The sequence below is a fragment of the Acidobacteriota bacterium genome, from assembly GCA_022340665.1.
Lineage (GTDB): Bacteria > Acidobacteriota > Thermoanaerobaculia > Thermoanaerobaculales > Sulfomarinibacteraceae > Sulfomarinibacter.
The window spans coordinates 1-13,019 of the sequence record JAJDNM010000021.1 but is presented as its reverse complement, the minus strand read 5'-3'; the positions used below and the strand labels follow the sequence as shown (position 1 = coordinate 13,019).

14 protein-coding genes are annotated in these 13,019 nt (G+C 60.3%); 9 read left to right on the top strand and 5 right to left on the bottom strand.

What is annotated here, in order from left to right; all coding sequences use genetic code 11:
• Nucleotides 1–466 precede the first annotated feature (466 nt).
• Nucleotides 467–631, top strand: a complete 165-nt coding sequence (locus tag LJE93_03075; GenBank protein MCG6947882.1) for a hypothetical protein — start codon at nucleotides 467–469, stop codon at nucleotides 629–631.
• A 329-nt stretch (nucleotides 632–960) separates the two neighbouring features.
• Here the strand turns inward: LJE93_03075 and LJE93_03070 are convergent, their stop codons facing one another.
• The gene (locus LJE93_03070; GenBank protein MCG6947881.1) at nucleotides 961–1,674 is read right to left on the bottom strand and encodes a hypothetical protein; all 714 of its coding nucleotides are present in this window, start codon (nucleotides 1,672–1,674) and stop codon (nucleotides 961–963) included.
• A gap of 347 nt (nucleotides 1,675–2,021) precedes the next feature.
• Here LJE93_03070 and LJE93_03065 point away from each other — a divergent pair, with 347 nt between their 5' ends.
• On the top strand, nucleotides 2,022–2,906 hold the full coding sequence (locus tag LJE93_03065; GenBank protein MCG6947880.1) for a radical SAM protein: 885 nt from the start codon (nucleotides 2,022–2,024) through the stop codon (nucleotides 2,904–2,906).
• Between the two features lie 6 nt (nucleotides 2,907–2,912).
• Here the strand turns inward: LJE93_03065 and LJE93_03060 are convergent, their stop codons facing one another.
• The gene (locus LJE93_03060; GenBank protein ID MCG6947879.1) at nucleotides 2,913–3,548 is read right to left on the bottom strand and encodes a TetR/AcrR family transcriptional regulator; all 636 of its coding nucleotides are present in this window, start codon (nucleotides 3,546–3,548) and stop codon (nucleotides 2,913–2,915) included.
• A 196-nt stretch (nucleotides 3,549–3,744) separates the two neighbouring features.
• Between LJE93_03060 and LJE93_03055 the strand changes: the two genes are divergently transcribed.
• Nucleotides 3,745–4,362, top strand: coding sequence for a class I SAM-dependent methyltransferase (locus LJE93_03055; protein MCG6947878.1), 618 nt, complete (start codon nucleotides 3,745–3,747; stop codon nucleotides 4,360–4,362).
• Nucleotides 4,363–4,551: 189 nt separating this feature from the next.
• Nucleotides 4,552–4,980, top strand: coding sequence for a BLUF domain-containing protein (locus LJE93_03050; protein MCG6947877.1), 429 nt, complete (start codon nucleotides 4,552–4,554; stop codon nucleotides 4,978–4,980).
• A 61-nt stretch (nucleotides 4,981–5,041) separates the two neighbouring features.
• On the opposite strand, the gene LJE93_03045 is transcribed toward LJE93_03050, so the two are convergent.
• Nucleotides 5,042–5,983, bottom strand: a complete 942-nt coding sequence (locus tag LJE93_03045) for a MerR family transcriptional regulator (protein MCG6947876.1) — start codon at nucleotides 5,981–5,983, stop codon at nucleotides 5,042–5,044.
• Between the two features lie 224 nt (nucleotides 5,984–6,207).
• Between LJE93_03045 and LJE93_03040 the strand changes: the two genes are divergently transcribed.
• From LJE93_03040 to LJE93_03025, 4 genes are all read left to right on the top strand, one after another.
• Nucleotides 6,208–7,668: a deoxyribodipyrimidine photolyase gene (locus LJE93_03040; protein MCG6947875.1), complete on the top strand. Its 1,461-nt coding sequence runs from the start codon at nucleotides 6,208–6,210 to the stop codon at nucleotides 7,666–7,668.
• Nucleotides 7,665–9,083, top strand: coding sequence for an SDR family oxidoreductase (locus tag LJE93_03035; protein MCG6947874.1), 1,419 nt, complete (start codon nucleotides 7,665–7,667; stop codon nucleotides 9,081–9,083). Before LJE93_03040 ends, LJE93_03035 begins: the two co-directional genes overlap by 4 nt.
• Nucleotides 9,080–9,535: an SRPBCC family protein gene (locus LJE93_03030; protein ID MCG6947873.1), complete on the top strand. Its 456-nt coding sequence runs from the start codon at nucleotides 9,080–9,082 to the stop codon at nucleotides 9,533–9,535. The genes LJE93_03035 and LJE93_03030 overlap by 4 nt, the downstream gene beginning before the upstream one ends.
• A gap of 188 nt (nucleotides 9,536–9,723) precedes the next feature.
• Complete coding sequence (locus LJE93_03025) at nucleotides 9,724–10,224, top strand: fasciclin domain-containing protein (GenBank protein ID MCG6947872.1); 501 nt, start codon at nucleotides 9,724–9,726, stop codon at nucleotides 10,222–10,224.
• Between the two features lie 136 nt (nucleotides 10,225–10,360).
• On the opposite strand, the gene LJE93_03020 is transcribed toward LJE93_03025, so the two are convergent.
• A complete protein-coding gene (locus LJE93_03020; GenBank protein ID MCG6947871.1) occupies nucleotides 10,361–10,903 on the bottom strand; it encodes a DUF523 domain-containing protein in 543 nt (180 codons plus the stop codon).
• Nucleotides 10,904–11,031: 128 nt separating this feature from the next.
• Between LJE93_03020 and LJE93_03015 the strand changes: the two genes are divergently transcribed.
• Nucleotides 11,032–11,772 (top strand): hypothetical protein, encoded by a 741-nt coding sequence (locus tag LJE93_03015; GenBank protein ID MCG6947870.1) that lies wholly within the window; start codon nucleotides 11,032–11,034, stop codon nucleotides 11,770–11,772.
• Between the two features lie 50 nt (nucleotides 11,773–11,822).
• Here LJE93_03015 and LJE93_03010 read toward each other — a convergent pair whose 3' ends face one another.
• Nucleotides 11,823–12,902, bottom strand: coding sequence for a class I SAM-dependent methyltransferase (locus LJE93_03010; protein MCG6947869.1), 1,080 nt, complete (start codon nucleotides 12,900–12,902; stop codon nucleotides 11,823–11,825).
• Between the last annotated feature and the right edge of the window lie 117 nt (nucleotides 12,903–13,019).

Sequence of the window (13,019 nt, the reverse complement as noted above, 5' to 3'; positions counted from 1 at the left end):
GAGTATTCGGAACACTGTATGCGGACAGGAATCGCGCGTTTCTTGGAAGGCGAACTGACCGGCTGATATTCAGCCCGGGTGGCGCGAGCATAGAGGCCCGATACTCATCACCGACACCGACGTACCACGGCTTAGCCAATGCCTGACGGAGTAATTCGGGCTCGACGACCCTCTACAGTGACCGGAAAGCTTCGATTTCGATGTCTTGCCCGGGGTCGGTGGTGAACTCGATGCGCAGGTGGTCGATATTTCCCCCCCATAGGGGAGATTCAGCCACTGGGAACAGGAACTTCTTCGTCGATTGGCCGGTACCGTCTCGAAAATCCCTTCTCAGACTCCTCGATATGTGAAGTGTTTGGCCCTTGCTCGCCCAATAGAGTCGAATCGATTTGCCGGTTCGGAGGCCCCTCGCTTCCAGTTCAAAAAGGTCCGATCTGGATGCTTGCATATGGACCCGGAGGTCGATATGGAGAGTCCGGCTCTCGGCGTTCAGGAGACTCAATCCACCGCCAGCATTCCCTTGCGGGTTCGCTCCCGTGACCTTCCAGCCAAGGTCGTCCAGGTTTTCGTCGAGTCGAATATGCTCCCGTACTTGAGTCGAGGAAATCATGCCGAGGTCGAACACCTGTGATGTGGTCGACTCCACGAATCGGTAAGGCGAGAACGTCGGCGCATCTGGGATTCTCGAGCATCCTACGGATGCAACGCAAATGCTGAGCGCCGCCATGTGGAGGATCATTGAGCTCGTTGCTCGTCCCAAGTCCCAATCTCCGCGGATTGTGAGGTCGTGAAAAGCCGATGCCAGCCGACTGCCTGGCTGAGAGTCGCTCATTGACGAACGACGCCATGCTATCACGCGTCCAGGAGGGGTGAGCCCCTCACTTCGGGCGATCAGAAAACGAGCCGCCGGGAGGGAAGCTCTCGGCGGCTCGCTTCGGATTTCAGAACGCGTTTGTCTTCTTACAGGCGAGTAATACTCACGCTATCCAGTTTGATGTATCCCTCGGGGTTCCCAACCTCACCCGTTCCAATCGATCCGAACCACATGATGTTGAGAAAGTGGTCGTCGTTGTCGAGGTCGGTTCTCTCGAAGATCGTCGCTGTCACTGCGCTCGGGTTATTCAACTGGGTTCTCGTCGCCTTGACTCTTCCGTCGTTCGCGCCCGGAGCCGACGCAGCCTGCCACTCAAACTCGACGATGGTTTCGTCACCCCAGCCAGGGGTCAGACCGGTGAGATATCCCGCTCCACCCAACGCGAAATTGTCCGTTCCATGGGTGCCGTCTCGCACGTAACACTGGAGGCGCCATGAGTCGCCAGTCGAATTCCGCTTGACGAATAGAACAGCTTTAACCCCTCGTCCGATGTAGTCCATGAAGAACTGAGCGATCCTGATATTCCCCTGATTGGCCATCGACAGGGTGCTGCCGGCCGGCGTCCCGGGGTCGATGAGGAATCGGACTCGAAGTCCGGTTTCGTCACTCCACGGGTGTGGATTCACACCACGATCGCCACTCATGACATAAGCGTTCGACTGTGCCCCGGTAAAATCCACCTCCAAACCGTAGGTGCCCTCGATAGCGGCGTTGGTTGTCACCGCTATGGAATTTGCACCTGCATTGCCGGCAATCAAAAGGGCCACAGCAACCACAACATAGGCGATACGAATTCTCATGTGTTCTGTCCTTTCGTCAGTTCAACCGAGCATGGCGGTTCATTGCTCTCTTTGTTAGGACGAACAGGCTGCTGGAAGGTAACGGGTAATCATCCTCTGAATCGTGATTGTCTTGATCGACGCGATGTCTACACCCGCGATTGAAGGCCTTGGCTGGTTCGTGAAGGTCGAAGAAGGGAATGGAATCAGGTCCAATTTCAAAAAACACTTCCTATCCCAGTGCTTTCGATGAAAACCTCACTTGGCTATGCTCTCTGTACGAACCGAGCCAGTGCAGGACGAAGAAGTCTTTCCATGGCCTGCCTCGGGGCCATCGCAGATCTCGCAGCTTCCTGTAGGATCGATCCATGAGATACGAAGGCACCGTCTACCGGCCGCCGTCCGAGGCGGGTTCGCTGATCATCCAGGCGACCATCGGCTGTCCACACAATCGATGTGCCTTCTGCGGGATGTACGGTGAAAAGCAGTTCAGGCGGCGGCCGGTCGACCAGATCGTCGAGGACCTGGACCTGGCGCGCGAGGTATACGGCAACGGAGTCCGGACGATCTTCCTCGCCGACGGCAACACTGCGGCCCTGCCCACCGACAACCTGGTCGAGGTCGGACGTGCGGCGCAGGAGCGCTTTCCCGGGCTCGAGCGCATCACGATGTACGGGTCGGCGAAGTTTCTGGTCAAAAAGAGCCGCGACGAGTGGCAGCGGATTGCCGACGCGGGCATCACGCGAGTCCACTCCGGACTCGAGTCCGGTGACCCGGTGACGTTGCGTGACATTCGGAAAGGCATCGATCCGGAGGCGGCGGCGAAGGCTTTCAACCACGTGATGCAGGCCGGCATCGAGCTTTCCGTCTATCTGATGGTCGGGCTGGCCGGGATCGCGCGCTGGCGCGAGCACGCGGAGGGCAGCGCCTCGGTGCTGAATCAGGCAAGCCCCGATTTTGTGCGGTTGCGGACCTTCGTACCGGTGGTGGGCACTGACTGGTGCGATCGCTGGCAACGGGGCGAGCTGACCCTGCTCGACGCACACCAAGCGCTCCGTGAGACCAGACTTCTCGTCGAACGCCTGAAAGGACCGACCATGCTCCTGTCGGACCACGTCAGCAATTTTCTTGATGTACACGGACGAATTCCGGAAGACCGTCAAGTCATTCTCGAAACGATCGACGAAGCGCTCGGGTGGCCGCTTGACCGCTTTCGACCGCCGACTGAGCAGCTGATCGGACTCGGCCTCTAACGGGTCTCAGAGTGTTTGACGTACAGGTGGCCTTTGCGTGAGGTATGACGTGAACATCGTCACCATCTCTTCAACCGCGCTTTCCGTGTCAATATCTTCCGGCGATTCGTGCACCAGCCACCTGGTCAGCGCTTCCATCGATATCGCGATCACATGAGCCGCAGCCGCCGGATCGTGCACTCGAATCCCACTCCTCTGCTCGAGCAGACGCTGCAGCCAGCGGACGAGATGATCGCCCTTCGGCCCGTGATCCTTCTCTCCCTGGTGGTGGGGGACTTCAGTCGCGAGGACTCTGGTCAGCACCGGATCCGCGCGATGAAGCCGGATCATCTCGCTGAACAGGTCACGCAGGGCTTCCTCGATCGGCACCGATGGATCCTCGAGCCGATCGAGAGCGAGGCCGACGACGACGTGTACGTCCTTCCGATGCTCCTCAAACAGATTCGCGAGGATTGCTTCCTTGTTGGCAAAGTACTGGTAGAGCGATCCGATCGATACCCCCGCCCGCTCGGCGATGCGGTTGGTCGAGGCGTTTGCCCAACCGGCATCGTCGATGACTTCGGCCGCCGCTTGGAGAATGGCAGCGACGGTAAACCGAGCTCGCTCCTGCGTGGGCTGGCGTCTCGCTGGCGTTGAGTTCAAAACATGAGCTTTAGCTCTGTTTTGATTGGTGGGATTTATATTTTTGGTCTTGTTAGTCTTTTGTTTTGTTTTGTTTGGACTATCAGATTTTGACATTGATACCTCGTCTCTGAACGCGAGTAACAAAACTGAGCGATAGCTCGTATATTTGTATATGTGCGGAGACCGAGAATGTCAAGCCGCGGAGGGTACGATCATGAAGGCCATTTCATCACTCGAAGACGTTGTTACGGACGAGGCACCACGTGCCCACCATGTGTGTCCATGGTGGGTCGGATACCTGATCACCAACCCGATCCGAAAGCTGGGGGAGAACCCGAACACGATCCTCACCCCGTACGCGAGGCCGGGAATGGCAGCGGTCGACATCGGCTGCGGGATGGGTTTCTTCACCCTCCCACTCGCACGTCTGGTAGGCGACGGCGGGAGGGTTGTGTGCGTGGACATCCAGGAGAAGATGCTCTCGAGCCTGCGCAGGCGGGCGAGAAGAAAGGGCGTCGATCACATAGTCGAGACACGCATGGCAACCGAGGAAGATCTCCCTCTCGATGACCTGGCCGGGGAGATGGATCTGGCGATTGCGGCGCACGTTCTGCACGAGACCCCGTACCCGAGCCGTTTTCTCGGCCAGTGCTACCAGGTCCTCCGCCCGGGAGGGCGTCTCCTGGTGATCGAGCCGAATGGCCATGTCACGGACGTTGAGTTCGACGCGAGTCGGCGTCTTGCGCTCGACGCCGGGTTTGCAGCCCTCAGAGACGAAAACCTGAAAAGGAGCAGGGAACTGGTGCTTACAAAACCGACAGGCTCGATCTAGCACCTCGGCATACCTAACCCTCACTCGCGACTGCCAGAGATGCACCGCGAGTGAGCCGTCCGGTCAGATTCAATCCGGCGGTTCGCACGCTCACGGCATTCGCGACGGAGGTTGAGGCGGTGTCAGCGCCACCGAACAAAGGCGGACGCTGGAATTGATCGCGAGCGAATTTCGGTTTAGCATTTCGCCATGATGAAACGTGTCAAATATGCGAGTCGTTACTCGAAGTCCCTGACCGAGCAGGAGCTCGAAGACTTGGGCCAGCAAGCAGCGGCGAAGAACGCCGAGCTCGGGGTCACGGGAGTGCTGATGGCTTCGGGTGGAATGTTTTACCAGGTCATCGAGGGGCCGGCGGAAGCCGTTGACGGACTGTTCGCAGCCATCGAGGAAGACGAGCGGCACACCGGCGTTCTCGTACTCGACGTCGAGGAGGAGGTGGAGACACGGCTTTTCCCGGAATGGTCGATGAAGACCGTGAACCTCGATGCGGCCTCACATGTTCGGTTGATGCCGCTCAAGGTGTTGATGCAGGCTGTCTATGACCAGCGTCAGCTGGTCGACAAGATGACCTGGGCGATCGAGCGCACCCTCAAGCACGAGCTCGGAAGCTCCGAATAGCGGCCTGCGCGTTCGACTCGCACGGGCGAGCGTCGGTCATGGCCATGAACAATTTGCGGTTTCAATCCACCAGGCGTCGCAGCGCCCGTTCCAGGGCATCGAGCGAATCGAGGACTTCGACGTCAGCGGGCAGATCGGATAACTCAATGGCGCCCGAGCCTCCGAGCCACAGATTTATTCCCGACGGAAGACTTTCCCGCAGGCTCATGACTTCCGAGAGAGTGGGGTCGGTCGCGGCATATGGGCTGATGGAGATTCCGACTGCGGATGCCCTGACTGATGTGGCCGCCGCGGCAATCTCTTCGACCGGTGTTTGCGGGCCGAGGATGAGAATGTGGCGCCCCGCCGCGGCAACAGCCAGCGCCGCTATGTGGATACCCAAAGTGTGCTGCTCGGACGGAAGGCTGGCCAGCACCACGGCCTGTCCTTCGGCAGTCGCCTCGAGCGGCCTTCGAAGATCGCGCAGGACTTCCTCCAGAATTTCCGAGATGAAGTGCTCGTGACGGACCCCGAGGTCTCCCCGCGCCCACGCCTCGCCGACCTCGGTCATCAGGGGACCCACCCGCTCGCGCAAAAAGCGGTGGAGGCCGAGCTTCACCGCTCCCTGATACAGAGTCTTCTGAACTGCTGTGCGATCGAATGCGCGTGCTGCCTCGAACACCTCTTGCAGCCATGCCCGCGAAGACTCTTCGGTTTCGAGCGCCTGTTCGCACTCCTCCAGGAGCGCCTCCAGCCGTTCACGGGGCAGTGGTACGACGTCACCCGCCCGATGGCCGCAGCGAAGGGCCTCGTTGATCATCATCAGTTGCTGAACCTGTCCCACGGTGTAACGGCGGTGGCCGGAAGGAAGACGCAGTGGCTTGGGAAATCCGAACCTCCGTTCCCACGCTCTCAGCGTGTGCTCTCCGATACCGGTGCGGCGGGTTACCGCCCCCATCGGCAGCAGCTGCTCTTCGGCGACGGGAATCGCCTGACTTCCGTGAGTACTGTCCGTATCGTTCATCGTGAGTCCTCCGACATGAACTCTTTCCAACCGGCCCGGAGAATTTGCCAATCCCGACATCGTCGCAACCAAGCTGCGGGTGACCGGCTGTCCTCGGGGAACGTTCCACCGCGCCAATCGAGCCCAGAATGGGGCGTATCTTTAATCTTGTCAATATTTTTTCTAGGAAATAGTCTGATGGTCGAGAGGGTTTTCCATGCGGAGCCAAAGTTACGATGATCGGAATGAGATCAGCTGTACCCGCCGACCGTGTTCAACTGCGGAATAGTTCCCCACCGAGGGCTGATGGCGCGTGGGTCGTGTACTGGATGGTTGCCCAGCGAAGGACTTCCTTCAACTTCGCCCTCCAACGCGCGGCCGACTGGGCGCGCCATCTCGGTCGGCCGTTGTTGGTCTTCGAACCCTTGCGGATTGACTATCCCTGGGCCTCGGCGCGGCTGCACCGGTTCATCATCGACGGTATGGCAGCCAACCACGAGGCCCTCGATGGCGCCAACGTCACTTACTACCCGTATATCGAACCCGAGCGTGGACACGGTCGCGGCCTCCTGTCGGAGCTGGCCGATCGTGCGTGCCTGGTGGTGACCGATCAATTCCCGACCTTTTTTCTGCCACGCATGGTGGAAAAGGTGGCGGCGCGATTGCAGGTGATGGTCGAGGCTGTCGACAGCAACGGCCTCTTTCCGCTCGCCTCTACCGAGAGGGACATGGCGACGGCCTATATATTTCGGCGATTCCTGCAAAAGCATCTCGTGGATCACCTGCAAGACCTACCGCTCGAGGATCCCTTGCTCGACCTGCCGCCAGCGACAGAAGTACCGTCTCGGATCTCCAAACGCTGGCCACCGCCTTCGCCGGAGTTGTTGCGCGCGGAGCCGGGTGCGCTGGCACGGTTGTCGATTGATCAATCAGTTCCAGTGGTGCCGACGCGAGGAGGAGCCACAGCCGGCCGCGCTGCCCTCGATGATTTTCTCGGCAACGATTTCGAGGGCTATGCGAGCCAACGCAACCGGCCAGATGCCGACGCGACGAGTGGACTGTCACCGTACCTGCATTTCGGTCACCTCTCGTCGCATCAGGTTTTCCTCGAACTCGCGGCCCGTGAGCGGTGGACACCCGAACAGGTGGTCCCGCCCGCCAACGGGCGACGCTCGGGGTGGTGGGACATGAGCGAGAGCGCCGAGGCATTTCTCGACCAGTGCATCACTTGGCGGGAGCTCGGATTTCATTTCTGCCACCACCGCAGGGACCACGACCGGTACGAATCCCTGCCCGAGTGGGCCCAGCAGACCCTCGCCAAACATGCGCGTGACCCACGGGAGTACTCGTATTCGCTTGAAGAATTCGACGGCGCGGCCACTCACGATCGACTGTGGAACGCGGCCCAGAACCAGCTTCGGCGCGAAGGTCGTCTCCACAACTACCTGCGAATGTTATGGGGTAAGAAGATCCTCGAATGGAGCTCCGAGCCACGCGAGGCACTCGACATCATGATCGAGCTCAACAATCGGTATGCGCTCGACGGTCGTGACCCGAACTCCTACAGCGGAATATTTTGGGTCCTTGGTCGGCATGATCGCGCCTGGGGTCCGGAACGCCCAGTCTTCGGCACTGTGCGTTACATGTCGTCTGCAAACACCGCCCGCAAGGTGCCGGTGAAACGCTATCTCGAGAGGTACTCGTGAAGATTCTCGTCACCGGCGCCACCGGCTACATCGGTGGCCGGATCATCCCCGAGCTCGTCGCACTCGGTCACGATGTCCGGGTGTTGGTGCGTGACCCACGACGAATCGTCGGCCGGCCATGGGCGGACGACGTCGAGGTGGCAGTCGGCGACGTTGAGGACCCATCGACCCTGCCGGAAGCACTCGACGGGATCGAAGTTGCCTACTACCTGGTCCACCTCATGGACTCCGGCCGAGACTTCGTGGCGCGCGATCGGCGAGCGGCCCTCAACTTCGCCGCAGCCGCGCGGGGTGTGCGAAGGATCATCTACCTCGGAGGGTTGCTGCCGGATTCGGAGCACATCTCACCCCACTTGGCGAGCCGCGCCGAAGTGGGCTCGATCCTCCGGGACAGGCTGCCGACGCTGGAGTTCCGCGCTGGGCCGGTGGTCGGCTCCGGCTCGGCCTCGTTCGAAATGGCTCGTTACCTGACCGAACGGCTGCCGGCGATGATCGCACCGAAATGGATTCTCAACCCTGTACAGCCGATCGCGGTGGATGACGTGGTTGCCTACCTGATCGCGGGAGTTGATCGGGGCAAAGAAGGGATTTACAGCATCGGATCGCAGCCCCTGACCTTCAAGGGCATGATGACGGAGTATGCAGCAGTCCGGGGCCTGCGACGACTGATTGTCCCGGTGCCGGTGCTGGCGCCGAAACTCGCAGCGCTGTGGGTCGGGTTGGTGACGCCGATTCCCAATCGCCTGGCGGTGCCGCTGATCGAGGGTGTCGTCCACCCGGTGACGGCTGATACCTCGGATGCTCGTCGTGATTTTCCCGAGATCCAGCCTCTGCCGTATCGTGAATCTGTGCGGCGGGCGCTCGAAAGTATCGAATCGGAGGCAGTGCCTACGAGATGGAGTGGTGCGCTGGGTGCGGCGCAGGCGGTCGAGTTGACCACCCGAGAGGGACTCGTGCGCGAAACCAGGAGGCACCACACATCAGCCCAGCCGGAGGACGTTTTTGAGGTTGTGACCTCGCTCGGTGGTGACCGTGGCTGGCTGTACTGGGATTGGGCCTGGTCGATCCGTGGAGCATTTGACCGACTGCTGGGCGGACCTGGTTTGCGACGGGGTCGGCGCCATCCAAGCGAAATTCTGGCCGGCGATGCGGTCGACTTCTGGCGGGTCGAGGCAGTAACCGCGCCGCGCCAGCTCAGGCTGAGAGCGGAGATGAAGGTTCCCGGCTCCGCCTGGCTGCAGTGGGATATCGAGCCTGAAGGCGATGGCGCATGCGTCGTTCAGACCGCGCTGTTTGCTCCTGTGGGCCTGACCGGCGCACTGTATTGGAATGTGCTCTACCCGGTGCACAAGATCATCTTCGCTGGAATGTTGCGCTCGATCGCGCGCGAAGCGGAGACAAGGGCGACAACGTGAAGACCATCGAGTTCACCCAGACGCAGTGGCTGGAAAGGCCGTTGTCCGAGCTCTTCCCGTTTTTTGCGGAAGCGCGAAATCTCGGGCGCATCACCCCTCCATGGCTGCGGTTCGAGGTCATCAACCAAGGCCCGATAGCGATGGACGTCGGGACCCTGATCGATTACAGAATTCGCTGGCGTGGTATCCCGTTGCGTTGGCGATCGGAGATCTCGGCATGGGAACCTCCACACCGGTTCGTCGATCGCCAGGTGCACGGACCCTACCGCCTCTGGCATCACGAGCATCGCTTCACCGCGCGGGACGGCGGCACCGAGATCTCGGACCGAGTCTCATATGCCGTCTGGGGCGGAGCATTGATCGAACGTCTCTTCGTACGCCGTGACGTGACCGCGATATTCGACTATCGGAGACGTCGCCTCGAGGAAATGTTTTCATCAATTTCTAGATAAATCATTGAAGAAATAATTAACAGACCGCTCCAGAAAACCTCTTTTAGATAATCCTTGGAGGAATTAGAGACGAGCGTCAGGAAGATTGCAGGGGCGCGTCACAGATCTATGGAATTTTAGAAAAAATATAGACGTTGATCTCTGCGGAACCGGTGGCCGAGGCCGCCGTCAAATTTAGGAGGTACACGATGAGAAAATTTGTAATTCTGAGTGCAATTCTGGCGCTGGCCGCGAGTCCGGTGGTTGCGGGGAACTGCGGAACGAGCCATGCCAAGGTTGCGTCGGCAAACATCGTCGACACCGCGTCCTCGGCAGGCACGTTCAATACCCTTGTGGCGGCGGCAAAGGCGGCGGGTCTGGTGGAGGCCCTGCAGTCGAAAGGCCCGTTCACCGTTTTCGCGCCGACCGATGAGGCATTCGCTGAGCTTCCCGAGGGTACGGTCGAATCCTTGTTGGACGACCCCAACGCGCTGCGTGAGTTACTGCTCTACCACGTGGTTCCGGGCAAGGTTCTGGCGGCTGACGTGGTCAACCTGAAGAGTGCGACCACCGCACAGGGTTCGGACATCGATATAGTGGTCGCCGAGAATGGTGTACGCATCAACGATGCGAACGTGGTGCAAACGGACATCGAGGCCTCGAACGGCGTGATCCATGTGATCGATGCGGTGATTCTGCCGCGCGGTTGATTTCGAGGGACGAGGATCGAGAAATAGAGGGCCCGCCATCAGGCGGGCCTTTTTCTATCCGTGGAAGAGTCTGATCCTCAAATGGTCTGTTCGAAGACGGCGCGATCCTGCAACAGGCCAGTCAGGCTCCGATCCGCTATACGCGATTCCTGAGCATCAGCTCGCGCAGATGGGCGTCGTTGAGCCGGCCCTCCTCCTCTACCGGAAGGTTGGGCCAGTGTTCCATCAAGACCCGGGCGAAGACACCGACGCCTTTCTTCGACGGCATGCCGCCCTTCCCGAAAACCTTGACCCGTTCAATGCCGCAACTCGGAGAGGCGCGTTTGGGGATGAGACCGTCGAGGTCCTTCGAAATCAGCTCGACCACCTTTTCGCGTGCGTAAGTCTCCATGCGCTCGGTCAGGTCCTGGCCCGAAATCGGCTCTTCGAGACGCGGGTGAGGGTAGGCCTGTAGGAGGCGGATCGTCGGCCGCGGGACTCCGAGACCGATCTCGAGCTCGGGACAGACCGGCACCCATCGAAACCACTCGCCGAGCGCGTCGGTCAGATATCGGTCCCGCTTGTGCCCGCCGTCGTACCGGACCTTGGCGCCGAGAAGGCACGACGATATTCCCAGTCGTATCGGCTCATCGTCGTGCCAGGCGCGCCACGACGGCTCGGGCAGGTGTTGCGAATCCATGTCCATATCTCGCCACGCCTCACAGCGGAGTGGCCACCTGGAGCACCACGCGGCGTGGCCGCTCTGACGAGCTGACCTTGCGTATCAGTGAGGAAGGTTCTAACTTGAAGTGGAGGAGGCTATTCCGAATGACTGCGGATGGATCAACCCCGCGCCCCGAGGAATTCGGCCTCACCGCTGAATTTCTCGAAAACGAACCGGAGCTGATCGTCGAGCAGCGACGAGGGGCTCTGTGCGCGGTCGCGGTGACCGTTCTGCTGGCGGTTGTAGTAGCTTTTACGGCCTGGAAGACCGGTTCTCTGGCTGCAACTCTCTTTCTCGCCCCGGTCCTGGTTGCAGCCTGGCTTGTCCTTCTCTTGCCGCTGGTGATCGGCTGCGTGAGTCTTGCCGGCAGGTTCGAGAAGCTGTGGAGATCGTCGTGCGACTCGACCTTCCGCGATTGGCTGCGCTATCGACAGGCGCTTGCCGAAAGTGAGGCCGGACGAGACGTGCAGCGGTCGTTTGAACGGCAGATGCGGTGGCTCCATGCCGACCGGGATCAGCTTCGAACCGGCGTACTCGAGCTTCTTGGCAATCCGAGATCCATCGAAATCCTCGATCGACACGCGACCGGCGCCGACCTGTTGATCGACGACGGCCGTCGTCGCACAGTTGTGCGGTGTGAAACGGGCTCGACCCCGGCGGAGGTCGGCTTGGGGCGGGAACTGGCGATGGCTCGGTTTGACCTGAACGCCGATGATGCGATTCTCGTAGCCCCGGCGGGCGCCGGGCCTCTTCTGCATCGCTACATCGAGAAACACCCTATTCGCGTACTCGACGCGAAGACCCTCGAGACCTTGGAGCGCGGTTCGCATCTTCCCGACAGTTAAGCGTTGAATTCGAAACGGGTCCGCCAGGGTGGCGTCAACCGTCCCTTGAATCACCTGCTTTCGTCGACAATGCCGTCTCGTAGGGCGTTGAGGCTCGGAACTGGAACCGGCATGCAGCGATCACTGGCCGGGTTGTACATCAGGCGGTAGGACATACCGCGGTTGCCCTGGCGCTCCATCGCATCCCAACCTCGCACCACGTACGGGCATCGGTCGTTGAAGCAGATGTACATGAACGCGACATCCCATTCCGTGAATGGCGTCTGCGGGACCGACCATTTGCGGAGGCGTTCATTGCAGTAGGGACATTTCAGAGAGCTGGCAACGGAGCCTCGGCGCGCCTCGAGGACCTCGGCCTTCGGAATCTCGGGGGATTCGATGACAGGTGGGTGGCGGTGGGGTCGGTCGCTTGGTGAACCGGTACGTTCCGCCCAGACCGCGAAAACCGGGTCGCTCGGAAGACCGAGGCCAGCGTAGCGATCGCCCTTTGGACGCGGTCGACCGAGCGATGCGAAATCCTGAGGCGGCGTCAACAGCGGACTCGAGCTCAGGTAATCCCGGACTATCAGCACCCGCTCCGCTTCACTCGCCGTGCGCCAGACTTGGACGACTTTTTCCGGGAAGAACCGATTCGAGAAGATGACCAGGAAAAGACCGCCCGGGCGCAGGATCCGGGCAACCTCGGCGACGACCTCAAACGGTTTGATGAGGTAATCGATCGACACGGTGTTGATCACGACGTCGAAGGACGCCTCCGGAAACGGGAGGTGAGGATTTTTGTTGAGGTCGTGAACGATGCGCTGATCGAGACGATGGTTGGCGGCGAGTTCGCGGCGGTTGAGTCCAAGGCCGATGACCCGTTGTGGATCGAGGCATGCCGGTAGGTGCGAGTCCCAGCTTGCCATGAGATCGAGCACACAAGGACGCCCCTCGACCACCAGCGACTCAATAACTGCGGTCACCGTATCCAAAGCCCTTTGGTCGAGGTGCTGGACAGTGCGGTCGACTTCATAAAAACCTCGGTCATCGCCTTCATCGAGGCGCGCGAAGGCATCTCCACCGTAGAGCTGGCGCCGAATTTCCAGGTCACGACGCTCGGATGTGGTCTTTTTGATCTGCCGTGTGCTCACTCCAGTCTCCGTTTCGTGCCGGGTGCCGAATCGAAGTATCCAGGCATCGCGAGGCCCCGGCGCGATGGCGCCGGGGCTTTGGTCCGAAGAAGAGGGTAGGGCGAAAGTCGTGGTCGG